The sequence below is a fragment of the Mesorhizobium sp. M0106 genome, from assembly GCF_040322715.1.
GTDB lineage: Bacteria > Pseudomonadota > Alphaproteobacteria > Rhizobiales > Rhizobiaceae > Mesorhizobium.
In genome coordinates this window covers 33,794-57,020 of record NZ_JAMYUA010000035.1, presented here as the reverse complement: position 1 = coordinate 57,020, position 23,227 = coordinate 33,794, and the positions used below count along the sequence as shown (strand labels likewise).

The window sequence follows — 23,227 nt, the reverse complement described above, 5'->3', positions numbered from 1 at the left end:
TGGCACGGGTGGGCTGTCGCTTGCGGCACCAATAGGCAGACGGACTGAAACACCACCGGTGAGGTGGTCGTCACAATCAGGCTTGGCGATATGGGCGATTTTTGGGTTTTTGGCTACGGCTCACTGATCTGGCGACCGGGATTCGCGCATGTCGAGACGCGGCGCGCGCGCCTGCATGGCTACCGCCGTTCGCTCTGCGTCTATTCTTTCGTGCATCGCGGCACGCGCGAACGGCCGGGCCTGGTGCTCGGCCTCGACCGCGGAGGCTCCTGCATCGGGCTGGCGTTCCGGGTTCCAGGCGAGCTGCGCAACGAGGTCATTACCTATCTGCGCGAACGCGAGCTGGTCACCAACGTCTATCTCGAACGTGTGCTCAGCGTTCGCCTCGACAAGAGTGAAACGGATGGGAGCGGGACGGTCGAAGCCATCGCCTATGTCGTGGACCGCAGCCATGAGCAATATGCCGGTGCGCTCGACCCGGCCGAGGCGGCGACCGTCGTTCGCGGCGCCGTCGGCCAGTCGGGGAGGAATGAGGACTACGTGCTCAGCACGCTGGAGCACCTTGAAGCACTGGGTATCAGCGACCACTGGCTGGAAGAGGTGACAAGACGGATCGCAACGTAGCTTCTTTTATCGTTGACCATGATGTTTTCGGTGTCGTGGTCTGGGCTACATCCTGAAAATCTGTTTTCCAAGATCGGCGCGATCCAGACTGTTTGCCACGGCAAGCTTGAACTCGGTCAGCGCGTGGAGACCGCCGACAGGAACGTGGAAGCCGGGCTGGCCGAAGGTGTCGATAACCTCGCGTAGCACAGGCCGGTCGGCTTCGGCAGGCGGCGAAAAGAAATAGCGATAGATATTCGCCCTGATCTCGACGCCGCTCAGCAAGACATCGAAGTTGTGCAGTTCGAAGCGCTCGGCACTCATGCCGCCATTGATCACCATCTGTCCGCCAAGCGCCAGGGTGCGGATCAATTCGCCGCTGACAGGTCCGCCGACATTGTCGATAATCCCGTTCAATCCGGCGCCACCGGTGATATCCATCACCGCTTCCCGGATACCTGCCTTCAAGTCAGAAAGGTCAAGAATGGCGGTGGCGCCAAGCGTCTTCAGATCGAAGCTTTGGTGCGAGCGCCGCACCAGCGCGATGACGTTGATACCTCGTCGTTGGGCGAACTGCATCACCATTGTCGAAATTGACGAATAGCCGGCCGTGACAGCCAGCCACTGGCCAGGCCGCACACGGGAATCCACCAGCAGATCCCACGCGGTAATGGGGTTCACCATCTGCCCGGCGCGTTCGACCGGATAGCCGGCAGGCAACGGGATCAGCCATTCGGCGGGAATGGCCGCGTACTCGGCCCAACTGCCATAATAGCTGAATGCGACAAGCGTGCCCGGTTCCAGCAAAACGTCCGCGCCAACGGCTTCGACGATGCCGGCGCCATGGTTTCCCGCGATCTGCCGGGGAAAATGCGGCTTCTTCGGTTCGGGATAGAGGTTCTGGATAAACAGGAAGTCGCCCGGATTGATCGAGGCCGAGACCATCCTGACCAGCACCTCGCCGTCGCCGATCCGCGGCATGGGCAGGTCGTCCACATAGAGCACGTCGCGCGGCGAGCCGATGGCGTCAAATACAATTGCTTTCATTTCGGTCTCCACAACAAGCGATCCGGGGCAAACAGTCCGGGCTTGGCCAGACCGTGCCGAGATTTGCGTCGGCGCCGCGGAACCTATGGCCGGCCGGCAAAGGTCTGAATTGGCAGATTTGACAATCTATGTGCTAAACTTGCCAGATTGTTTCCTCAGAGGGTACTGGTTTGGAAATTCGGGACAGCGTCTTGAAGCCCGACACGGCGCGGCGGGTCGCGGTTTTGTGAAGCGCCGGCGGGCTGGAAAAGAGGCTATGCGTTTGACGTTGCCAAGGTGCGACATAGGTTAGCCCGGTCGGCGGCTCCCACCCGCCCCAGCATGAATCACCATGGAGATCAGCCTTGCAGAAACGTCGTCTCGGTCGCACCGACCTGTCCATCGCGCCATTGGTTCTGGGCGGCAATGTGTTCGGCTGGACAGCCGATGAGAAAACCTCGTTCGACCTGCTCGACCGCTTTGTCGACGCTGGCCTCAACGCCATCGACACGGCCGATTCCTATTCGCGCTGGATTGCCGGCCACCAGGGCGGCGAATCCGAAACCATCATCGGCCGATGGATGAAGAACCGTGGTAATCGCGACAAGGTTGTCGTCATCACCAAGGTCGGTTCGGATATGGGACAGGGCAAGAGGGACCTGTCCGCCGCCTATATCGAAAAGGCCATCGATGCTTCGCTGAAGAGGCTGCAGGTCGATAGCGTCGATCTCTATCTGTCGCACTGGCCCGACCCGGCGACCCCTTATGAGGAAACGCTCGGCGCTTACCAGAAACTGCTCGACAAGGGCAAAATCCGCTATGCTGGCGCTTCAAACGTCGACGCCGCCCAGTTGCGGGCCGCACTCGACGTAGCAAGCCTGCGCGGCCTGCCGCGCTACGAGGTGCTGCAGCCGGAATACAATCTCTACGACCGCTCGTCCTTCGATGGTCCGCTGCGCGATCTGTGCGTGACCGAGGACATCGGCGTCATCACCTATTTCAGCCTCGCCAAAGGGTTTCTGAGCGGCAAGTACCGCAGCGAGGCCGATCTCGGCAAAAGCCCGCGCGGTGGCGGTGTGAAAGGCTATCTCAACACCCGCGGCATGCGCATTCTCTCAGCGCTCGATGCCGTTTCAGCCAGACATTCGGCCAAGCCGGCGGAAGTGGCGCTTGCCTGGGTCATGGCACGGCCCGGCGTCACCGCTCCGATCGCCAGCGCGACGACGCTCGACCAGCTCGACAGCCTGGTGCATGCCGCGTCGTTGCAGCTCAGCCCGGACGATATCGCCGAGCTCGACAAGGCCAGCGCATAGCCGCGCACGATCGTTCAAGACCGGCGCCGCTGCCTTGCCCTACCGTCCCTGCCTCGTCACAGGATGCAGGGACGCCGCATGGCCGGACAGGGTCTTCTCAATCAGCAGCTATGGCAGCAATTGCTGGCGCTTGTGCTGGCATCGGCCATCGTTATGGGCAGCCCAGGGCCGGCGATAAGTGTCACCGCGATCGGCGCCGCGTTCGGCCTGCGCGATTCGCTCCGTTATGCCTCGGGAATCGTTGTCGGGACGGTCCTCGTGCTTTTGGTGGTGGCGACGGGCATCATGGCCGTTCTCACCGCGCTGCCGAAGCTCGCAGCGCTGTTGGCGGTCGCGTCAGCAGCCTACATCCTCTATCTGGCGTTCAAGATTGCGACGGCGCCGCCACGGGCGGCACGCATTGGTGGGGCGGCGCTTCCCACTTTCCTGGGCGGGTTCCTTCTGGCCGTTGCCAATCCGAAAGCCTATGTGGCGATTGCCGCCGTGTTTGCCGGCGCGTCTTCCGGCGCCGGCGGTCTTGCTATTTCAGCCAAGCTGGCGGTCCTCGCCTTGATGATTGTTGCCATTCATCTCTTGTGGCTTCTCGCCGGCGCGGCTTTTGCACGTTTGCTGCGCAAACCGCTGGCGTCGCGGATCATCAATCTGGTGTTTGCCGTGACGCTGGTTGCAACAGCCGCCCTGGCTGCCTTGCCGTGAGCCTTTCTGGCATCCGCGGTGGGTGTCTCAGTCTTTCAATTCAGGTTTCGCGTCCAGCTCACCAAGCCGTTTCACCGCCGTCGGCGGCATCGGCGGCGGGTTCGGTGTCTGCGCCGCTTCGACGAGGAGCTGGTCGCAGGCGGCCTCCGTCTCGCCGATCAGCCGTTGCATGAATTCGTCCTTGCCGAGGCCGGGCGGGATCGGTGGCAGGAAGCGCGCCTTGATCGTGCCGGGATAGCGCAGGAATTTGCGGCGCGGCCAATAGAGGCCGGCGACGTGAGCGACCGGCACCACCGGAATGCCAAGTTGCGCGTAGAGTTCGACGATGCCGTATTTGTAGACCGGTTCGTCGCCCGGCGCGCGGCGGGTGCCCTCGGGATAGATGATCAGCTGGCGCGGATTGCGCGCCAATTCCTGTTTGGTCGCGGCGATCACCGTCTTCAATGCCTTCGAGCGGCTGCCGCGGTCGACAGGAATCATCCGCATCTTCAAAATGTACCAGCCGAAGAACGGGATCCAGGTCAGCTCCCGTTTCAATATGTAAACGGGATCGTCGAGATAAGGCAGGAAAGCGATCGTGTCCCAGAAGGACTGGTGCTTCGGCGCCAGGATGAAGGAGCCGTCAGGCAGGTTTTCCTGGCCGGTGATCTCACTTCTGGTGCCGGCGATCTTGTCGTAGAGCCACATGCTGGTGCGCGACCAGAATTTCGGCACGAACCAGGCGCGATGGCGTGGCGACAGGAAATAATACGGGGTCCAGAGGATCATCTGGACGATCAAATTGAGGTAGAAGGCGAGATTGAACGCCAGCGAGCGGAAATACAGCATACAGCAAGTGCCCGGTGAGGAGGTGTGCGTTGGTTACACCAAGCGCCGGCAAAAAGGAAACGCTGCGAGGCGGGCGATCGGCCCGGCCTTGCGATGGGCCGTCTTCGTCACGTTTGCCACGCCGCCTGCAGCAGGCGCTGTCTCAGGCGCGGGGCGGCGAAGTCGAGGAATGCGCGCAGCTTCACCGGCAGTAGCCCCTGGCCGGCATGGACGAGGCTCACCGGCCATGGGTCTGGCTCAAACTCTTGAAGCACCGGGCGCAGCCTACCCGACCGGACTGCGGCGGCGATCTGGTAGGAAAGCAGCCTCGTCACGCCGACGCCGGCAATCGCCGCATCGATCGCTGCCTCAGCCGTGTTGACCCGTAACCTGGAGCGGACCGGCACGCTGACTTCGGTCTTGCCGGTGGCGAAGCTCCAGGCTGCGGCGGTGAGCCCTTCAAAGGTGATGGCACTGTGTGCTGCAAGCTCCTGCGGCGTTTTCGGCGTGCCGTGCTCGGCGAGATAGGCCGGGCTCGCGCAAACGACGCGGCGGATCGAACCCAGGCGGGTGGCGATCAGGCTCGAATCGGCAAGCTCGCCGATGCGGACGGCGAGGTCGATGTGCTCTTCGACCAACTGGGTTATCCGGTCGGCGAGTGTCAGCCGCACACCTACCTCAGGATAGACGGAGAGGAAGCTGGTGATGACCGGCAGCACATGCAGGCGGCCGAAGACGATCGGCGCAGTGACGATCAGTTCGCCGGTCGGGGCGCTGTATTCGCCGGCGGCTATTCGCTCGGCCTCGCCGACCTCGTCGAGAATGCGACGACACGCGGCGAGATAGGCATGGCCCGCATCGGTCAGCGACAGCTGCCGCGCCGTGCGGTTCAACAGCCGTGTCTTCAGATGCCGCTCCAGGTCCGAAACCTTGCGGCTGACCGTCGTCAGCGGAATGCCGAAGCGGCGCCCGGCAGCCGAGAGGCTGCCTGTCTCCGCCGCGGCAACGAAAAGCGACATGGACTGGAGGCGATCCATAGCTCTCCCGAAAATTTGCCCTCCCGAAAAACGGAAGGATAGATTGCAGATATGGCATCTGCATCTCGAAGATGGAAGGACCTATTTCCTTACTAGCAATGCAGCGCAGCTCGGCGCTTGAGGAGGCTTCCATGAACGCTCACACCAGCGATGTTGCTTTCACCCCGACGGTGAAGGCGATTCAGGCGCGCAAGGGCTCGCGCCAGGCCTATGCCCGTGTCGAGGAGCGTGGCGGCTGGCAGGCGGTAATCACGCCCGATCTCGCCGCCTTCATCGAGGCGCAGACCAGCGTCTTTCTGTCGACCGCCAATGCGGACGGGCAGCCTTACATCCAGCATCGCGGCGGGCCTGCCGGTTTCCTCAAGGTGCTCGACGAACGGACGATCGGCTTTGCCGATTTTTCCGGCAACAGGCAGTTCATCACCCAGGGCAACCTCAGCGACAACCCACAGGCTTTCCTATTCCTGATCGATTATGCGCACCGGCAGCGCATCAAGATCTGGGGCAGGGCGCGCGTCGTCGAGGGCGATGCCGAGCTGACGGCAAAGCTGATGCCGCAAGACTATAAGGCGCGACCCGAGCAGGTTATCCTGTTTACGGTTTCGGCTTGGGATTCAAATTGCTCGCAGCACATCCCGCAGCGTTTCGAAGCTGCCGACGTGGCGGCGGCGCTGGGCGAACGCCACAAGCGCATCGAACGGCTCGAACAGGAGATCGCACGCTTGCGATCAGATGCAGCAGCCAGGGAATAAGAGCTAGGGAATAAAAGTGCCGGTGCCGTTCAGTTTCCGCCCGCGGCGTCGGCCAGCGTGACGCCGTTGGGCGATTGCTTCACCGGCATGATGCCGCGCGCCAGCGCCAGCAGGTATTTGTTGTATTCGGTGAACAGCACGCGCAGCGCTTCCGGCTTGGTCAGCCAGCCGCCATTCTCGAGGTTGGTGTTGACCACCGGATAGGGCTCGAGCCTGGCGCCGTGCAGCAGCCGGCCCATTTCCAGCAAGCTGCGCGGCATATGATAATTATTGGTGACGAGAATGACCGTGCCGTAGGCATGGTCCTCGACCCATTTGGCACTTTCCTCGGCATTGCCGATCGTGTCGAGCGCGGCGCGGTCGATGTCGACGCAGCAGGAAAACAGCCTCTTGTCGCCGCCGGTCGCGGCCTGAAGCTGGCGGCGGCTGGCGGAGGGATGGACGCCGCTGATCAGCAGCCGCTCGCCCTTGCCTAACGCAAGCAGGCCCATCGCAGCGTCGAGGCGCGACTGGCCGCCGGTCAGCACGATGATAGCGTCGGCCCTTGCCGGATTGGCGGGCGTAGTCAGGCGGCTAACGGTATTGGCGAACCAGCCGAAGCCGGCGACAAACAGCGCCATAAAGGCGAGCAGAAGGAGAGCCGAGATGCGCAAGGAGCGGGCTGCCAGCAGCCGCCCATGTTTGGCGAACTGATCCGGCTTGGCAAATTCATCAGGCTCGGCGAATACAGGCGGGCGCGCAACCAGCACTGGCATGCATCCAGCGGTATCGGTCGAGTCCCGAACGTCCATCATGAAATGGTTAATCCCGAAATACGGCCTTTGGTAGGAAAAAAATGCAATTTTCGTGACGATGCGTTTCCATCCGTGATCGATCTTTCCTTTAGCCGGCGTCCGGCTGGCGAATGTCGATGTCGCTGAGATAGGTAACCACGGTGAAATGGGAGGTTGCCGCCGTCAGCGCGCCGATCACCAGCACCATGACAGCGACCCCGAGATAACCCGCCGAGCCGATGGCGAAATTGCCGAACAGGGCGGTCGCCTGGTCGGCCTGCGGCGTTGCCATGTTGCGTGACGACCACCAGGAGAAGACGATGAAGACCAGGATCGCCGCGGCGCCGCCTGCCGCGGCGCCCTTCATGCCGGTGACCAGAAAATGCCGGCGGAATTCGCGCGCGATGAAGCGCGCCTCGGCGCCGACAAAATGCAGCACCTCGATGATGTGGCCATTGCCGGCCATGGCGCCGCGCGTTGCGAATACCACGGTCAGCACCGTCGCCGACAGCATCAGCGCCAGCACTGCAATACCGATCGTTACCGTGGTGCGGGCCATGGCAACCAGCCGGTCGACCCAGGTGCGATGATCGTCGAGCGAGGCACTCGGCAGCTTCGGCGTGATCGCCGCGCGCAGTGCGGCGAAATCGGGCGGACTATTCTCCTCGATGGTGATGATGATCAAGCGCGGCACCGGCAGCTCATCGATGTTCAGGCCCGAGCCCAGCCAAGGCTCGAGCAGCCGGGCCGTCGCTTCGCGGTCGACGATCCGGGCGCTTTTCACGCCAGGGAATTCGCCGGCGATCTGCGAGGCCAGCGCAAGTGCGGCCTCCATGTCGAGGCCGTCGACCGGCTTGATCTGGATGGTCGCCTCGCGCGAGATCTGGTTCTCCCAGACGGAGGCGGTGTCACGCACCAGCGTGACTGCGCCAAACGTCAGGCAGGACAGAAACGTCATGATGGCGATGACCAGCACCAGCGCCCGGCCGGCGATGTTCTGCGCCGGCACGATCGGCGCCATTTTGCGCTGGACGCGGGGCTTTGCCGCCGCGGCGTCGTGACCCTCGAAATGTTCGACGGAGAGCTCAGTCATAGATGTCCAGCCTTCCGCCGGCCAGGATCATTCGCCGTGCGTCGACCTGTTCCATCAGGCCGAGGTCGTGTGTGGCGATCACCACGGCGGTGCCCAGCCGGTTGAGCTCGATGAACAACCGCAGCAAGCGTCGTGCCAGCGGCGGGTCGACATTGCCGGTCGGCTCGTCGGCGAGGAGGATCTCGGGCTGCTCGATCAACGCCCGGGCGATGGCGGCGCGCTGCTTCTCGCCGCCAGACAGCACCGGCGGCAGCACATGCATGCGCTCGCCGAGGCCGACCCATTTCAGCAGCTCGGTGACGTCGGTGCGATAGGTCGCCTCCTCGCGGCCGCGCACGCGCAGCGGCAATGCCACGTTCTCGTAGGTGGTCATATGGTCGAGCAGGCGAAAATCCTGGAACACCACGCCGATGCGTCGTCTCAGATGCGGCAATTCGGTACGCGAGATGCGCGAGCGGTCCTTGCCGAAAATGGTGATCAGGCCGCGCGTCGGCTTCAGCGACATGAACAAAAGCCGCAGCAACGTCGTCTTGCCGGCGCCTGAAGGTCCGCTCAGGAACTGAAAGGAGCGCTCCGGAATGTGCAAGGAGATGTCGCGGAGAATCTCCGGACCCATGCCATAGCGGAGGCCGACATTTTCGAAGCGGATCACTTTCGACGACCTAAAATTCTCGGCGGCAAGATGCCAGCCCTTTCTGTGGAAAGACCATCGGCCGGCATGGTTAACCGACGGTTAATTTGGGGGCTTTTCGAGCGAGTCACAGGGGTTCCGGTGGGGAAGCGTTAACCATTTCCGTTTACCCAAAAGAAACGAACAGCGAACAGGTGCGGTAGTGTTGGGCCATGATGGCTGAGGATCGAACCGCGCGCCCGGTTTCCGGCGAAATCATGACCGATCCGGCCGCCGAGCCGGAACGCATCATGCGCGACGTGACCGCCGAGGTCATCGATGCCGACTATGAGGTGCTGCCCCGCCATTTTACACGTCCAGACTTTGCGCCACCGCCTGCGCGCATGATTTCCATGCCTTCGATCGAAGGCATGGACATGTTGCGCAAGCCCGAAACCGCCGTCGAACGGCCGTTGTGGGTGCATGGTGGGCCGATCTTCTGGATTGTCGGCGTCGGTGCCGTCTTTGCCGCCTTCTGGATTTCGGGCGGCCATGCGCTGGTTCGTTAGAGCGGCGCCAGAAAATCAACAGGTCACCAGATAAACGATCCGCGACGCGCTGCGGACACCCGACCGTTCGCGGGCGTCCTGCGAAAGATTTGGCCTTGCCAGCCGGCTCGACATGCCTAGAAACAGATTGAAGACCGTTTCGGTCGGCTTCGCCTACAAGGCGATCATTTCTGGAAGGGCAGCCAATGCCAGTTGTGCGCGGCAAGGACATCGAAGTCCTGTTTTCGGCGTCCGCCATCGCGCGGCGGAACCTGGAACTTGCCAAGGAGATCGCCGGGCACGACTACCACGACCTTCTGGTAATCTCGGTGCTGAAGGGATCGTTCATCTTCGCCGCCGATCTTATCCGTGCCATGCACGATGTCGGCCTGTCGCCGGAGGTCGAGTTCATCTTCATCTCCAGCTATGGCGCCGGCACGACCAGCGGTGAGGTGAGGGTGCTGCGCGACATCGACAACGAGGTCGCCGGCCGCGATGTGCTTTTGATCGACGACATTCTGGAATCCGGCAAGACACTGAGTTTCACCCGCGACCTCATGCTGTCGCGCGGCGCGAGGAGCTGTGCCATCGCCGTGCTGCTCGACAAGCGCATGCGCCGCCAGACCACACTCAACGCCGACTATGTCGGCTTTGACTGCCCCGATTATTTCGTCGTCGGTTATGGCATGGACGTCGCCCACGCGTTTCGCGAATTGCCGTTCGTCGGCATCGTCAAGGGCGACGCCTGAGGCCTTTTGAAAATTCTACTCCGGCGGTCATCTGACGCGGTTTTCTGCGCTTCCGGTGCTCACGGACTTGAATGTCCGCTCCGCTCCGGTTCTCGAAAGCCACGTCATATGCCTCGCCGGAGCGAATTTTGAAAAGGCCTCATGGCCTTCCTGGCTTTCAGGAAACATCAACTTTTCCTCGCCAAATATCCTGCCCATGGCAAAGCTCCTGATCGTCGAGGACGATGAATCCGTCCGCACTCTCGCCGCTCGCGCGCTCGAGCGCGCCGGGCACAATGTCACTGTTGCCGCCGACGGCGCACATGGCCTTTCTCTGATCCGGGCGGCGCAAGGGAGCTATGACCTTGTGCTGTCCGACATCCGCATGCCGGAAATAGACGGCATCGAGATGGCCAAGGCGGCAGCAGCGCAGTTCCCGGCGATGAAGATCATGCTGATGACCGGCTATGCCGACCAGCGCGAGCGCGCCGAGGAATTGGACGGCATTATTCTCGACGTCGTGCAAAAGCCGTTCACGCTGGCTGAAATCCGCGCCCGCGTCGAACAGGCGCTCGCCTGCTTCGCCTAAGCCCAAGGCCGACCGCCTTCAGGCGGGGTCGCAGGTCGCCGTAATGGCTGGCGCGCCGCTCCGGCGCCGGCTGGCATTGAGCGCAAACAGGCCGGCGCCGATGATGAGGGCTGCGCCTGCCGCCGTCGCTGGTCGCGGCACTTCGGCAAAGAACAGAAAACCCCATAGCGGCGACCAGATGATACCGGTGTATTCGAAGGTGGCGACGCTGTTGGCGGGCGCCAGCCGGTAGGCCTGCGACAACAGGATCATGCCGGCCGAGGCAACGAAGCCGCATGCCCCCATCTTGAGGAGATCCGGCGTCGCCGGCCAGACCCATGGCCGGACGAGGAATTCGAGACTCGGATGCACGGCGTGGTCAATGCCTGCCAGCCAAAACAATGCCGCCGCCAAGGCGGCGCCGACCAGATAGGCGCCGTTCTGATAGAAAGCCATGACAGTCGAGGATTCGGTGTCGCCGATCTTGCGTGCCATCAGCTGCGAGAAACCGTAGAGCAGAGCCGAACCTAGCGACAGCAGCGCTGCCCAGTCGAACAAACCGGCGCCCGGGCGCACCATCACCAGCACGCCGAGCATGCCGACCAGGACGGTGGCGAGCGCCTGCCAGGACACGCGTTCGCCGAGATAGGGGCCGGCCAACGCCATGATGAACAGCGGCGCCATGAAATAGAGCGCCACCGCGTCAGCCAGCGGCAGGGCGGCGATTGCCAGGTAGTAGGCCGTGTAGGAGGTGAACTGGATGAAGGCGCGCATCGTCAGCATGCCGAACCGCTTCGACAGGATCGCCTGCAATCCGACATCGGCGTGGACAAGGAAAACCAGGATCGGCAGGGCGACGATCGAGCGGATCGCCATCACCTCGGTGACCGGATAGTGGCTCGACACCGCCTTGACCAGCGGGTCCTGCAGCGAAAAGACCAGCACGCCGAGACAGAGGCTGAGGATGCCGAGCACAAGCCGATTCTGCATAGGCGCTCCTGTCTCCCGCGTGCGCGGCCGAAAGCAGGCCTGCATCCGGGTAAAAAGAACCCGCCACCGTTTCGGGCAGCGGGTACGAGTGAGGACTTTTGATTGGTCCGCAGCCGATTTCGCGGCCGCATATCCAATGGGTAAGCCGACTATCGTCCGCCGTTTGACATGTTGCAAACGAATTGGAATGATGCCAGCAATCAGATTTTCTTATGGCGGGCACATGCGACCCAATCTCGACAGCGACCTGTTGCGCACCTTCGTGGCGGTCGCCGACACCGGCAATTTCACCAAAGCGGCGGAGCGGGCCGGCCGCACCCAGTCGGCGGTCTCGATGCAGATGAAGAGGCTCGAAGGCATGATCGGCGACAGCCTGTTCGAGCGCGGGTCGCGCGGTGTAGCGTTGACGCAGCGCGGCGGCGAACTCATCGCCAACGCCAGGCGCATCGTTTCACTGCTCGACGAGACGGCGGCATCGATGGTCGCGGCGCCGCTTGGCGGGCCGGTGCGCATCGGTATCCCGGAGGAATATGGCCACGCGATCCTGTCGCGGGCACTCGGCGCCTTTGCCAAGCGCCATCCTCAGGTCGACATCACCGTCCGCTACGCGCATTCCGGTGCGCAGATCGCGGCGCTCGCCGCCGGCGAGCTCGATCTGGCGGTGGTGTTCGAATGGCAGGATCTGTCAGGCGGTGAGGTGCTGATGCATGACCCGACCGTATGGGTGACGTCGGAGCTGCATCACATGCATGAGGAGCGGCCGGTGCCGATCGCGCTCTACAACCGTGCCGGTTGGTGCAAGGATTTCGCGATAAAGTCGCTGGAACAGCGCGATCTTGCCTATCGTGTCGCCTACACCAGCGATACCAATGGCGGCCTGCGGCTCGCCGTCACCTCCGGGCTGGCGATCGCGCCGATCTCGCGCAGCAACATCCCGGCCGGCTGCCGCGAGCTTGCGGCCGCCGACGGGTTCGGCGACATCGATTCCTCGAACGTGGTGCTGCGGCGCAATCCGAACGCTTCCGGCGAGGCCATCGACGGCATGGAAGAGGCGATCCGCGAGGCGTTCACCAACCGTTAAAACGTGCCGCTCAGTCCGGCGGTGGCGGCCTCCACGGACCGCACGGCGATCTTCCGAATATTGGGGGGCAGCCTTACTTCAGCTCCAGCAACCGCTCCAGATAGCTGCGCTCGATATCGGGGCTGAGTGCGTTGCCGAGCCGCTTGCGGATCGCTTCGAGGATCTGGCGGGCACGCTGCACATCTATCTCGTCGGGCACTCTCACCGAACTTCCGTCATCGGGACCCTCGCTGGTGCGGGGCCGCCCCAGCGGGTCACGGTCGGCATTCTGCTGTCGTCCGCCCTGGCCGTTGCCGCCCTGGTCGCCTTGCATCGCCTGCAGTTGCTTCATCATGTCCTTGGCGCCCCTGCGCAAGGCTTCCAATGCGCGGCCCTGGTGACCGACGGCCTGGTCGCCTTCGCCCTCGCCGAGCGCCTGTTCGGCATTGCCCATGGATTTGCCGGCCTCGCCAAACCCCTCATTGGGGTCGAGGCCCATGCCTTCGAGGCTCTTCCTCAATTGATCGAGTTCGCTCTGCAGCTTGCCCTGGCCTTCCTGCAATTGCTTCAGCGCGTCAGCAAATTCCTGCGGCGTCATCGGGTTCGGCCGGCCGAGCGGATCGCGGTCGTCACCCGGGCCGGGCTTGCCCTCTTCGCCCATCGGGCCTGGCTCACCGTTCTCGCCGAGCTGCTCGTCGCGGTTCTGCCCGCGCTGTTGCTGGCCGCGCTGCATCTGGTCCATGCGGAAAGTGTCGTTCATCATCTCCTGCTGGCGCCGCATGATCTCGCCCAGCTTGTCCATCTGCTGGCGCATCTCGCTGTCTTGCTGGCCGCCTTGCTGCTGGCGGCCTGCCTGCAGATTGTTCATCATGTCCTGCAACTCGGACAGCAATTGCTGCGCCTGGTCGCGATTGCCGGATTTCGCCAGGTTCTCGATCTGGTCCATCATGCGGTCGATGTCGCTCTGGCGCAGTTCCTGACCGTTCTGCTGCATCTGTGGCGCATTCGGATTCTGCTGCGCCCGCGCCGCGAATTCCTGCAGGAACTGGTTCATCGCCTCGCGCAGTTCCTTCATCGCCTTCTCGATCTCTTGGTCGCTGGCACCGTTCTTGATCGCATCCTGCAGCGCCTGCTGCGCCTGGCGCAGCCGCTTCTCGGCCGCCGACAGATTGCCTTCCTCGATGCCGAGCGCGATCTCCCAGAGGTAAGCGACCTCGTCGCGCAACTGGTCGTCGCTGTCTGCCATCTTCAGCCGGGTGCGGGCGCTCATGATGGCGAGGTAGTGCGCCATGTTGTCGAACGTGTCTTCCGGCCTGAGCGTGATTGCATCCATCAGGTCGAGCACGCGGTCCTTGGCATAGGCGTCGAGCGCCAGTATGCGGCGCTGCTCGACCACAGCCCGCGCCAACGGGTTGGAGAATGGCCGCTCCGGCATCACCAGCGTCTTGGTTTCGCTGGTCGCCGTGTGTCCGGCACCGTCGGTGGCGACAAGCGACAGCTTGACGTTGCCACCTGCCCAGACATGGTCGGTCAGGTCCTTCGTCGTCTTAGCGGCATTGGCCTTGCCGCCGCGGCGCGGCAACGTCAGCGGCATTTCCGGCGGGCCATAGAGCGGATGCGCGTTGGGCGCTTGCGGATCGGCCAATGCGAAAACCGCCTTGGCGGAGGCCGCGCCATAGTCGTCGTCGATCTGGTAGTTGAGTTCGAAGGCGCCGTTGACGGCGCGCTTCGGCTCGCCGACAAAGCGGATCTGCGGCGGCTTGTCGGGAATTATGGCGAAGGCCCAGCGGCCGAGCTCGCCGTCGCTGGACTGCAGCGTCAGCGTGCCGTCGGCCGTTAACTTGCCGCTGAACTGGCGCACGGTGGAAGGCGTTGCCGGACTTGCCTCAGTCTTGGCGGCTTGCGGCCCTGTCGGATCGATGGCGCGGGTGTTGCCGCCGGTGTCGGCGTAGCTCAGCGTTTCCTCGCCCGAACCGCCGGTGACGCGCAGCGACACATCGCTGCCCTCCGGAACCGTGAAGGTCGGCGGCGCTTGAGTGGCGTTGTTGGCCAGGACCGGGGCGTTCAGGAATACCGGCGGCCTGCCGGTATAGGCCGGCGGCGTCACCCAGGCATCAATGCGCGGCGGCACGACGTCGCGGGCGGCACGGGCAACAAAACCGTCGCTCAGCCTGCCGCCCGATGGCCCGAAGGAGAAGGCAAAGGCAGTGACCAACAAAAGCGCGGCAACGGCGCGCAGCGCCCACGGGTCGCGTTCCGGCACGCGTGTGCGCGGCACGTCGCCGCCAAGCTCGCCCAGCCGGTCCGCCATGCGCCGCTGATGCTCGCGCCACAGGGCTTGCGAAAAAATGCTTTCCTTGCCGCTCGGGCGATCGGTCTGGACCTGCACCGGGCTGTGCAGCAATCGGTTGGCCGCCTCGATGCGGCGGTCAACCTCGGCACTGGATGGCGTGCGGAAGAAACGCAGTGGATAGAGTGCGGCAAGCGCTGCGACGCCGAATGCCGTAATAAGACCGATCCGCGCCAGATCGGGCAAAAATGGGAACAGGCCGAGCCACGAAATGCTGAGGAACAGGCTGGCGACGATGATCAGTGGCAGCAGCAATGGCCAGCCGCGTTCGACGATTATCGAGACCTGCGTCCCCAGCCGGCTCAAGGCAAGGCGCCTGGCCAGACTGCGATCGCTGGTGAAAATGGGTCGTTGTGTCATCGGCCCTTCCTGGCCGGGCGGGATAGCCCAGGCCTCACGAGTCTATCGCATGGGCCCGAAAAGTCGATTTTCGGGAAGCACGATGCGAAGACCTAAAATCTTAGCGCGTACTTCGTGCGTCCAAGCGGATGCACATCTCCCTAAGGATACCAACAAACACGGCGAAGGCGAGGCGGTTCCCCAAAACGTGAACAATAATGCCCCGGATATTGTCAGAATTTCGCCGGATTAGCGTTTGCGCCGCAGACCAGTACGGCAACGCGCTCGCCTGCAGCCGGTGCGTAGCGGCCGGACAGGAGCGCCGCGAAGGCGGCCGCACCGCCCGGCTCGGAGATGATTCGCACGCGGTCCCACAGCGCCGCCTGGGCGGCGATAATGTCGTCGTCGCCGACCAGGATCGAGCGCTCGACGAATGCCTCGGCGATAGGATACATCATTTCGCCGACACGCCTTGGCGCGAGCGAATCGGCGGCGATGCCCTCAGCCGGCGCGTCGACGGGTCGGCCCGCCTCGAAGGCGCGATGAAGCGTCGGCGCACCCTCCGGCTCGACCGCGATTATCCTGATGCGGCCGGAAAACCAAGCAGCGATGCCGCCGATCAGCCCGCCGCCGCCGACGGCGACCAGCAGGGTGTCGAGCTTGGGCAGGTCGGCCTCGATCTCGAGGCCGAGCGTGCCTTGCCCGACCAGCGTCTCCTCCTGGTTGAAGGCGTGGATCTGCAGCGCGCCGGATTTTTCGGCGAAGCTCTCGCTGGCGGCCAGCGCCTCGGCATAACGGGCGCCGCCGACGATCAGCTCGGCGCCGTAGCCGCGGATGCGGTCCAGCTTGGCCTGCGGGCTCACTTCGGGAACAAAGATGGTCGCCTTGTGGCCGAGCCGCATGGCGGCATAGGCGACGGCGGCACCGTGGTTTCCGCCCGATGCGGCGACGACGCCGGCCGCAGGAACCGGCCGTTCGAGGAGATTGGTGAACGCACCACGTGCCTTGAATGAGCCGGAATGCTGCAAGCACTCAAGCTTCAGGTCGACAGGCAGAGGCGGGCGGCCGAAATCGGCCATGTCGACGCGTAGCACCGGCGTGTGGCGCACGAAGGGCCGGATGCGGGGTTCTATCGCCGCAATGCGCTGGCGTGTGATCGTGTGGCCGTGCAGCATGCTTTCACTCCCAGAGTTGACATTCAGAGTTGACATTACTTAGTAACTTGGCAAAGTTCCTAAATGCAAGAGGTCGACGTTTTCAAAGCAATCGCCAACGAGCGCAGGCTGCAGATCCTCGATTGGCTGAAGGACCCGCGCGCGCATTTTCCGCCGCAGACGGACGGCGATCTGGTCGAGGACGGCGTCTGCGCGCTGCTGATCGCGGAAAAGCTGGGGATCACCCAGGCAACGCTCAGCGAGCATATGCGCGTGCTCACCCAGGCAGGGCTTTTGCGCAGCAAGCGCATCAAGCAGTGGATATTCTATCGCCGGAATGAGGACAGAATCGCCGAGACCAGGGCGCTCATTCAGCACCGGCTGTAGCTGCAGAGTTCTACTCCAACCAGTCCGGCACCGAGTCCAGTCCGATCAGCTCGTCATAGGTCTGGCGCGGGCGCACAACGTGGAAGCGGTCGCCGTCGACCAGCACTTCCGGTACCAGCAGCCTGGTATTGTAGGTGCCGGCCTGAACGGCGCCATAGGCGCCGGCGGTGGAGACAACGATCAGGTCGCCGGATTTCAGCCGGGGCAGGTCACGGTCGAGCCCGAGATAGTCGCCGGTCTCGCAAACCGGGCCAACGACGTCGACCTTCATGCGTGGTGCAGCGGCCGGCTGCTGCGCCACCGGCCTGATGTCGTGGAAAGCGTCGTAAAGCGTCGGCCGGATCAGGTCGTTCATCGCGGCGTCTACGACGAGGAAGTTCTTGGCGTCGCCCTCCTTCACGAAGATCACCTGCGAGACCAGGATGCCGGCATTGCCGACGATCAGCCGGCCTGGCTCGAACATCACTTTCAGCCCAAGTTTGGCAACATGCTTCCTGACGATCTGGGCATAGGCATCGGGCAAAGGCGGCGGGTTGTTGTCGACGCGGTAGGGAATGCCAAGGCCGCCGCCGACATCGATATGCTCGATGGCATGACCGTCGGAGCGCAAGGCGCCGACCAACTCCACCAGCAGCGCAAAGGCGTCGTCGAAGGGCTGCAATTCGGTGATCTGGCTGCCGATATGGGTGTCTATGCCGGTGACCTTGATGCCCGGCAGCTCAGCCGCGCGCGCATAGACCTTCCGCGCATGCTGCCACGGAATGCCAAACTTGTTCTCGGCCTTCCCAGTCGAAATCTTCTTGTGCGTCCTGGCGTCGACATCCGGATTGATGCGCAGCGAGATCGGCGCGATCTTGCCCAGCGCGGTGGCGCGGGCCGACAGCAGCTCCAGCTCCGGTTCGGATTCGACGTTGGAACAGAGAATGCCGGCCGAGAGCGCAAAATCCATTTCGCGCGCGGTCTTGCCGACGCCCGAAAACAGGATCTTGCTTGCCGGGATGCCGGCCGCCAAAGCGCGGCGCAATTCGCCCTCCGAGACCACGTCGGCGCCGGCGCCGAGCCTTGCCAGCACCCTCAGCACGGCCTGGTTGGAATTCGCTTTCATGGCATAGCAGACGAGAGCATCGAGCCCGGCAAAGGCCTCGGTGAAGACGCGAAAATGCCTGGTCAGCGTCGCCGTCGAATAACAGTAGAACGGCGTGCCGACGCTGGCGGCGATGTCTGATATCGCCACGTCCTCGGCATGCAGCGCGCCGTCGCGGTAGTCGAAATGGTTCACGAGATTGGTCCGAAATCAGAGCAGCGGGTCGAGGATGAATTTCTTGTCCTCGACAGGTTTTTCCGGCTCCGGCGGCAAAGGTTGCTTGGCCTTCTCGGCGTCCTTGCGGGCCTGCACGGCTGCCGCGTACGGCGTGTCGAGCGCAGCCTTCCTGCCGCAGGCCGCAACGGAGGCCATTGCCGCCAGCAGCGTCAGCGTCACCAAAATCCTGCTTCCGGTCATCGTGCCATCCGTCCGAAACTGTTGCCCGCAGCCGCTTCTAGCCGAGTTTTGCGGCCATTGCACCCCGCGTCTTACGCCTTGGCGAGCCGCTTTTTCCAGTAGCGGATCTGCTTGCGCACCTCGGACGGCGCGGTGCCGCCGAAGCTCGTGCGGCTCTTTACAGAATTCTGCACGGCAAGAACCGAAAACACGTCGGCGCTAATACCGGGGTGAATGGACTGCAGATCCTCCAGCGAAAGCCTGTCGAGCCCGATCTTCCTGTCCTCGGCCAGCGCCACCGCCCGGCCAGTGATATGGTGCGCCTCGCGGAACGGCAGCCCGAGCGTGCGCACCAGCCAGTCGGCGAGGTCGGTCGCAGTCGAATAGCCGGCGCCGGCCGCCTTTTTCATCGCAGCAGTGTTCACCGTCATGTCGCGCACCATGCCCGTCATTGCCGCCAGCATCAGGTCGAGCGTCTCGGCCGCGTCGAAGACGGATTCCTTGTCTTCCTGCATGTCCTTGCCATAGGTCAGCGGCATGCCCTTCATCACCGTCAGCAGGCCGACGAGATGGCCGGTGACGCGGCCGGTCTTGCCGCGCACCAGTTCGGCAGCGTCCGGGTTCTTCTTCTGCGGCATGATCGACGAACCCGTCGAGAAACTATCCGATAGCCTGACGAAGCCGAATTGCGGCGTCGACCAGATGATGATCTCTTCGGCCAGCCGCGACAGATGCGTCGCGCAGATCGCCTCCAAGCCCAGGAACTCGAGCGCGAAATCGCGGTCCGAAACACTGTCGAGCGAATTGCGCATCGGCTCGCGGAAGCCAAGCGCCTTCGCCGTCTGGTGCCGGTCGATGGAAAAGCTGGTGCCGGCAAGGGCGGCGGCGCCGAGCGGGCTTTCATCCATCCGCTCAATCGCATCGCGGACGCGCGACAGGTCGCGTGCAAACATCTCGACATAAGCCATGCAGTGGTGGCCGAAGGTCACCGGCTGCGCCGCCTGCATGTGGGTGAAGCCCGGCATCACCGTTGCCGCATGCTCCTCGGCCCGATCCAGGAACGCCGTGATCAGGCCCTTCAGCGCCTCGGCGACACGAAAGCATTCGTCCTTGACCCACAGCCTGAGGTCGACCGCCACCTGGTCGTTGCGCGAGCGGGCGGTATGCAGGCGGCCGGCGGCGGGGCCGATCAAATCGGCCAGACGGGCCTCGACATTCATGTGGATGTCTTCCAGTCTGGTCGAGAACTCGAAGGTGCCGGCCTCGATCTCTGCGAGGATCGTGTTCAGCCCGTGAGCGATTTTTTCTTGATCGGCCGCCGAAATAATACCCGTTTGCGCCAGCATCTGGCTATGGGCGATCGAGCCGCGAATATCCTGCGCATAGAGTTTGCGGTCGAACGAGATCGACGCGTTGATCGCTTCCATGATTGCGGCCGGACCCGAGGCAAAACGTCCGCCCCACATCTGGTTGCTGGCCTTCTTGTCGTTCATCGCTATAACCCGTGCTCCGGAGCAGTTTTTGAAAAATGGCAGACGGCAATAGATTTTTCCCGGCTTTGCGTCTCATCCTCGCCGCTTTGGTTGCGGGCGTGCTGGCCGGTGCGGTCGCGGTATATGTCAGGGAGAGCAGTTCTGGCAACAAGGCGCCCGCGCAAGTGGCCGCCGGCGGCGGCAAGGACGACGTCGCCTGCGCCGCCAAGACCGACCGTGCCAAGAAGATCGCCGCTGCTGCCACCGGCCAGGTTGCTGCGCTTTTGCCGGCGGATCCGCCGCAATCGCTGAAAAGCCTCGCCTTCAACGGCCCCGACGGCAAGCCGACGACGATCGCCGATCATGCCGGCAAGACGGTGCTGCTCAATCTGTGGGCGACATGGTGCGCACCTTGCCGCGCCGAAATGCCGGCGCTCGATGCGCTGCAGAAGGAGATGGGCAGCGATGCGTTTCAGGTTGTTGCCGTCAACGTCGATGCCGGCGACGATGCCAAACCGAAGAAGTTCCTGGAGGACACCGGCGTCAAGTCGCTCGGCTACTATCGCGATGCCACGATGGCGCTGTTCAACGACGTCAAGACGCGCGGCCTGGCGCTCGGTCTGCCGGTCACCATGCTGATCGATGGGCAAGGCTGCCTGATCGCCCATATGAATGGCCCGGCCGAATGGTCGGGGCCGGATGCCAAGCGTCTGGTCGAGGCGGCGCTTCAGCCGGGATAGGCTCAGACCGTGCGCAGGCGCGGCTTGAGCACGGCAATGCTTGCGCCGCGTCGGCTGGCGGTGCGGATTGCCGGAGCGGCCACGCCCGTCAGTTCCCCGAATGTCTCGATCGGAGCCGGTTTGCCGAGGTAGTAGCCTTGCCCGATCTCGCAAGCCTCGGCGTCCAGGAACTGCAATTCACCCGGCGTCTCGATGCCTTCTGCCAGAACCGGTAGGCCGAGACCGCGTCCAAGCCCCAGCACGGCGCGAACGATCGCCGCGAACTGCGCGTTCTTGTCGACCGATTTGATGAACGACCCGTCGATCTTGATCTTGTCGAAGGGAAAGGCGCTGAGGTTGGACAGCGAAGAATAGCCGGTGCCAAAATCGTCCATCGCCACATGCACGCCAAGCGCCTTGACCTGCCTCAAGGTTGCCAGCGCGCGCGGCATGTCCTTCACCAGGGCCGTTTCGGTGATCTCCAGTTCGAGCCTGCCGGGGGCCAGGCCGGATCTCGTCAATGCGTCGTGCACCTTGCGGCTGAAGTTCGGATTGTGAAGTTGCACGGCGGAGACGTTGACGGCGACCATCAGCGGGTTTGTCCAGCGAACAGCATCGTTACAAGCCGTCGTCAGCACCCAGTCGCCTATCTGCGCGATAGCGCCACTGTCCTCGGCCACGGGGATGAAAACAGCCGGAGAAATGTCACCCCGCTCAGGGTGCTGCCAACGGACCAGGGCTTCGAAGCCGATCATCCTGCCGCCGCGGATCCACTTCTGCGGCTGATAGACGAGGTGGAACTCCTTGCGGGCGATCGCTTGGCGCAATTCATGCTCCATCACGCGCTTGTCGCGGGCCGCGGTGCCCATGGCCATCTCGAAGAACCGATAAGTGTCCCGGCCTTCGGTTTTGGCGCGATGGAGTGCCGTGTCGGCATGGCTGATCAGGCCGGCCTGGTCTTCGGCATCCAGCGGAAAGAAGGCGATGCCGATGCTGGCCGAGACGAGGCCGGAGCCGACCGAAACCCTGTTTTCCTCTCGGATCGCCGCCAGCAAGTCCTCGGCTATCCGGCCTGCGGCCAGGGGGTCGGGGAGGTTCGGAGCTATGATGGCAAATTCATCGCCGCCGAGACGCGCGAGCATCTGTCCGTGGCGCGGGATGCCGGAAATGCAGTGCGCCAGCTTCTGCAGCATAGCATCGCCGGCCCCGTGGCCATAGAGGTCGTTGACTTGCTTGAACCGGTCAAGGTCAAGCAGCAGGAGCGCCAGATGTCCATCCTTGCCGCCACGATCCATCGAGGCGAATTCTGCTTCCAGCCGGGAAGAAAAGCTCCGCCGATTGGCAAGCCCGGTAAGCGGATCGAAATGCGCGAGGCGGAGGATCTCTTGTTCTGCCTTCTTGCGCTCACGGATGTCGCGAACGGCAAGCACCGTATGAGGCCTGCCGCAGTAGGTGATTTTCCTGGCGATCAGCTCGACAGGAATTCTCGCCCCCTCACTGCCCCTTAACTTCGCTTCCTGCGCCTGTTCGCCGAAGCCGGACATATCGGCTGCGCTCTGTCCGTCGAAAAGCTCGCCGAATTGCATCGTGTTCAGGGTGGCTGTCGCTGTTCCGGTCAGCTTCGCCATACTGTCATTGGCGCTGACAATGCGGGTGCCATCGCAAACCATCAGACCTTCCACCGCCGCATTGGCGAGATCGTGCATGCGATCGGCCTCGAGCTTCTGGCGGTGAAAGCGCAGGTCGATCCACAGAGCGGCACCCGATAGCACAAGGATTATCAGGCTGGCGACCGCTGCGGCAAAGGCCTGGGAAATGGGCTCGATGGAATGTTCGGATATTTCAATCGAGGAATCCGGAATGATCGACACCGCGGCCATCGCGATGAAATGCAAGCTGCAAATCGCCAGCGTCAACAGCGCGGCGCCGCCGAAAGTCGCGAGCGCTGACGGACGGCGCAAGACGACAAGGAGCGCCAGTGCCGCGAGGGTCACGCCGGCCAGAAGCGATATCGCGACAAGGAGCAGGTTCCATACGACCCGGCCTTCGACCTCGAAAGCTGCCATGCCGATGTAGTGCATCGTCGCGATGGCGCCGCCAAGAATGGCGCCACCGACGAGGAAATGGTCGATGCCGCGGCGCAAGGTGGCGACCCACATGCCAAGCGCGGTCATGATAACGGCGGCGGCAAGCGAAAAGGCGGATAATCCCGGATTGTATGCGTTCGGTATTCCCGGCGTAAACGCGGTCATGGCGATGAAATGCGTCGCCCATATGCCGAACCCGGTCGAGGCCGCGGCGATCATCAGCCAGACAAGCCGGTTTCGCTCGGTCGATCGGCCGACATGCTTAAGGAGATTAACCGCTGAGAAGCAAGAAATTCCACAGACGAGTGCGGCAAGCGCAACCAGTCTCGGATCGTGCTGACTTACAATACAATTATAGACCGTCAGCATCCTGGTTCACTCGGTCTGCCAAAACTAACAGCGGAGGTGTGACTGATTAGTTCTTGGAGATTTTAACGAATGGTTAACCCGCGGGCCATGAGGCGGGTCTTTTCGGGGGAAAACCGAAGCCGCTGCGCCGAAAAGACGGCGATGTGATTTCTGGCGCCCGGTTTCGGTAGCGAGTGCACTTTAGGAAGGAGTGATGTTCATTGATCCGCAATAAAACCGTTGTCCGATTGTCATCAGCGCCACATATTGGCTTTGCGGAGGTGCCC

At 63.1% G+C, this 23,227-nt stretch carries 23 protein-coding genes; 10 read left to right on the top strand and 13 right to left on the bottom strand.

What is annotated here, in order from left to right; all coding sequences use genetic code 11:
* The first annotated feature begins 90 nt into the window (after nucleotides 1-90).
* The gene (locus NKJ55_RS26555; protein ID WP_352452467.1) at nucleotides 91-624 is read left to right on the top strand and encodes a gamma-glutamylcyclotransferase; all 534 of its coding nucleotides are present in this window, start codon (nucleotides 91-93) and stop codon (nucleotides 622-624) included.
* A gap of 45 nt (nucleotides 625-669) precedes the next feature.
* Here NKJ55_RS26555 and NKJ55_RS26550 read toward each other — a convergent pair whose 3' ends face one another.
* Nucleotides 670-1,650, bottom strand: coding sequence for a quinone oxidoreductase family protein (locus NKJ55_RS26550; protein ID WP_352452466.1), 981 nt, complete (start codon nucleotides 1,648-1,650; stop codon nucleotides 670-672).
* 344 nt (nucleotides 1,651-1,994) lie between these two features.
* Between NKJ55_RS26550 and NKJ55_RS26545 the strand changes: the two genes are divergently transcribed.
* Both NKJ55_RS26545 and NKJ55_RS26540 read left to right on the top strand, forming a co-directional pair.
* Nucleotides 1,995-2,942, top strand: a complete 948-nt coding sequence (locus tag NKJ55_RS26545) for an aldo/keto reductase (protein ID WP_352452465.1) — start codon at nucleotides 1,995-1,997, stop codon at nucleotides 2,940-2,942.
* 78 nt (nucleotides 2,943-3,020) lie between these two features.
* Nucleotides 3,021-3,638: a LysE family transporter gene (locus NKJ55_RS26540; RefSeq protein ID WP_352452464.1), complete on the top strand. Its 618-nt coding sequence runs from the start codon at nucleotides 3,021-3,023 to the stop codon at nucleotides 3,636-3,638.
* Nucleotides 3,639-3,665: 27 nt separating this feature from the next.
* Here NKJ55_RS26540 and NKJ55_RS26535 read toward each other — a convergent pair whose 3' ends face one another.
* Both NKJ55_RS26535 and NKJ55_RS26530 read right to left on the bottom strand, forming a co-directional pair.
* Entirely contained in the window at nucleotides 3,666-4,466 is an 801-nt protein-coding gene (locus NKJ55_RS26535) for a lysophospholipid acyltransferase family protein (RefSeq protein ID WP_352452463.1), read from the bottom strand.
* Nucleotides 4,467-4,573: 107 nt separating this feature from the next.
* Complete coding sequence (locus NKJ55_RS26530) at nucleotides 4,574-5,482, bottom strand: LysR family transcriptional regulator (protein ID WP_352452462.1); 909 nt, start codon at nucleotides 5,480-5,482, stop codon at nucleotides 4,574-4,576.
* Nucleotides 5,483-5,613: 131 nt separating this feature from the next.
* On the opposite strand from NKJ55_RS26530, the gene NKJ55_RS26525 reads away from it, so the two are divergent.
* Entirely contained in the window at nucleotides 5,614-6,234 is a 621-nt protein-coding gene (locus NKJ55_RS26525; protein ID WP_352452461.1) for a pyridoxamine 5'-phosphate oxidase family protein, read from the top strand.
* A 29-nt stretch (nucleotides 6,235-6,263) separates the two neighbouring features.
* On the opposite strand, the gene NKJ55_RS26520 is transcribed toward NKJ55_RS26525, so the two are convergent.
* The 3 genes from NKJ55_RS26520 to ftsE form a co-directional block, all read right to left on the bottom strand.
* Nucleotides 6,264-6,854: a YdcF family protein gene (locus NKJ55_RS26520; RefSeq protein ID WP_502898855.1), complete on the bottom strand. Its 591-nt coding sequence runs from the start codon at nucleotides 6,852-6,854 to the stop codon at nucleotides 6,264-6,266.
* 262 nt (nucleotides 6,855-7,116) lie between these two features.
* Nucleotides 7,117-8,100, bottom strand: a complete 984-nt coding sequence (locus NKJ55_RS26515; RefSeq protein WP_352452460.1) for a cell division protein FtsX — start codon at nucleotides 8,098-8,100, stop codon at nucleotides 7,117-7,119.
* Nucleotides 8,093-8,752 carry a cell division ATP-binding protein FtsE gene (ftsE, locus tag NKJ55_RS26510; RefSeq protein ID WP_023677923.1) on the bottom strand — a complete coding sequence of 220 codons (660 nt, stop codon included), beginning with the start codon at nucleotides 8,750-8,752 and terminating at the stop codon, nucleotides 8,093-8,095. The genes NKJ55_RS26515 and ftsE overlap by 8 nt, the downstream gene beginning before the upstream one ends.
* Nucleotides 8,753-8,988: 236 nt before the next feature.
* Here ftsE and NKJ55_RS26505 point away from each other — a divergent pair, with 236 nt between their 5' ends.
* From NKJ55_RS26505 to NKJ55_RS26495, 3 genes are all read left to right on the top strand, one after another.
* Nucleotides 8,989-9,279: a hypothetical protein gene (locus tag NKJ55_RS26505; protein WP_352452459.1), complete on the top strand. Its 291-nt coding sequence runs from the start codon at nucleotides 8,989-8,991 to the stop codon at nucleotides 9,277-9,279.
* 185 nt (nucleotides 9,280-9,464) lie between these two features.
* Nucleotides 9,465-10,007, top strand: a complete 543-nt coding sequence (gene hpt / locus NKJ55_RS26500) for a hypoxanthine phosphoribosyltransferase (RefSeq protein ID WP_254816654.1) — start codon at nucleotides 9,465-9,467, stop codon at nucleotides 10,005-10,007.
* A 196-nt stretch (nucleotides 10,008-10,203) separates the two neighbouring features.
* Nucleotides 10,204-10,575, top strand: coding sequence for a response regulator (locus NKJ55_RS26495; RefSeq protein WP_352452458.1), 372 nt, complete (start codon nucleotides 10,204-10,206; stop codon nucleotides 10,573-10,575).
* Nucleotides 10,576-10,593: 18 nt separating this feature from the next.
* Here NKJ55_RS26495 and NKJ55_RS26490 read toward each other — a convergent pair whose 3' ends face one another.
* Nucleotides 10,594-11,544: a DMT family transporter gene (locus NKJ55_RS26490; RefSeq protein WP_352452457.1), complete on the bottom strand. Its 951-nt coding sequence runs from the start codon at nucleotides 11,542-11,544 to the stop codon at nucleotides 10,594-10,596.
* A gap of 223 nt (nucleotides 11,545-11,767) precedes the next feature.
* On the opposite strand from NKJ55_RS26490, the gene NKJ55_RS26485 reads away from it, so the two are divergent.
* Nucleotides 11,768-12,625 carry a LysR family transcriptional regulator gene (locus NKJ55_RS26485; protein ID WP_352452456.1) on the top strand — a complete coding sequence of 286 codons (858 nt, stop codon included), beginning with the start codon at nucleotides 11,768-11,770 and terminating at the stop codon, nucleotides 12,623-12,625.
* 73 nt (nucleotides 12,626-12,698) lie between these two features.
* Here the strand turns inward: NKJ55_RS26485 and NKJ55_RS26480 are convergent, their stop codons facing one another.
* Together NKJ55_RS26480 and NKJ55_RS26475 are read right to left on the bottom strand one after the other, a co-directional pair.
* Nucleotides 12,699-15,314, bottom strand: coding sequence for a TIGR02302 family protein (locus NKJ55_RS26480; RefSeq protein WP_352452455.1), 2,616 nt, complete (start codon nucleotides 15,312-15,314; stop codon nucleotides 12,699-12,701).
* 212 nt (nucleotides 15,315-15,526) lie between these two features.
* The gene (locus tag NKJ55_RS26475; RefSeq protein WP_352452454.1) at nucleotides 15,527-16,468 is read right to left on the bottom strand and encodes a threonine/serine dehydratase; all 942 of its coding nucleotides are present in this window, start codon (nucleotides 16,466-16,468) and stop codon (nucleotides 15,527-15,529) included.
* 63 nt (nucleotides 16,469-16,531) lie between these two features.
* Between NKJ55_RS26475 and NKJ55_RS26470 the strand changes: the two genes are divergently transcribed.
* Nucleotides 16,532-16,834: an ArsR/SmtB family transcription factor gene (locus NKJ55_RS26470; RefSeq protein WP_023677929.1), complete on the top strand. Its 303-nt coding sequence runs from the start codon at nucleotides 16,532-16,534 to the stop codon at nucleotides 16,832-16,834.
* Nucleotides 16,835-16,844: 10 nt separating this feature from the next.
* Here the strand turns inward: NKJ55_RS26470 and lysA are convergent, their stop codons facing one another.
* The 3 genes from lysA to argH all read right to left on the bottom strand — a co-directional run bounded on the left by lysA (nucleotide 16,845) and on the right by argH (nucleotide 19,807).
* Nucleotides 16,845-18,113 carry a diaminopimelate decarboxylase gene (gene lysA / locus NKJ55_RS26465; protein WP_352452453.1) on the bottom strand — a complete coding sequence of 423 codons (1,269 nt, stop codon included), beginning with the start codon at nucleotides 18,111-18,113 and terminating at the stop codon, nucleotides 16,845-16,847.
* A 15-nt stretch (nucleotides 18,114-18,128) separates the two neighbouring features.
* Nucleotides 18,129-18,335 carry a hypothetical protein gene (locus tag NKJ55_RS26460; RefSeq protein WP_352452452.1) on the bottom strand — a complete coding sequence of 69 codons (207 nt, stop codon included), beginning with the start codon at nucleotides 18,333-18,335 and terminating at the stop codon, nucleotides 18,129-18,131.
* 71 nt (nucleotides 18,336-18,406) lie between these two features.
* Nucleotides 18,407-19,807, bottom strand: coding sequence for an argininosuccinate lyase (gene argH / locus NKJ55_RS26455; RefSeq protein WP_352452451.1), 1,401 nt, complete (start codon nucleotides 19,805-19,807; stop codon nucleotides 18,407-18,409).
* 35 nt (nucleotides 19,808-19,842) lie between these two features.
* On the opposite strand from argH, the gene tlpA reads away from it, so the two are divergent.
* Nucleotides 19,843-20,526 carry a thiol:disulfide interchange protein TlpA gene (gene tlpA, locus NKJ55_RS26450; protein ID WP_023677933.1) on the top strand — a complete coding sequence of 228 codons (684 nt, stop codon included), beginning with the start codon at nucleotides 19,843-19,845 and terminating at the stop codon, nucleotides 20,524-20,526.
* A 2-nt stretch (nucleotides 20,527-20,528) separates the two neighbouring features.
* Here the strand turns inward: tlpA and NKJ55_RS26445 are convergent, their stop codons facing one another.
* A complete protein-coding gene (locus NKJ55_RS26445; RefSeq protein WP_352452450.1) occupies nucleotides 20,529-22,961 on the bottom strand; it encodes a bifunctional diguanylate cyclase/phosphodiesterase in 2,433 nt (810 codons plus the stop codon).
* Between the last annotated feature and the right edge of the window lie 266 nt (nucleotides 22,962-23,227).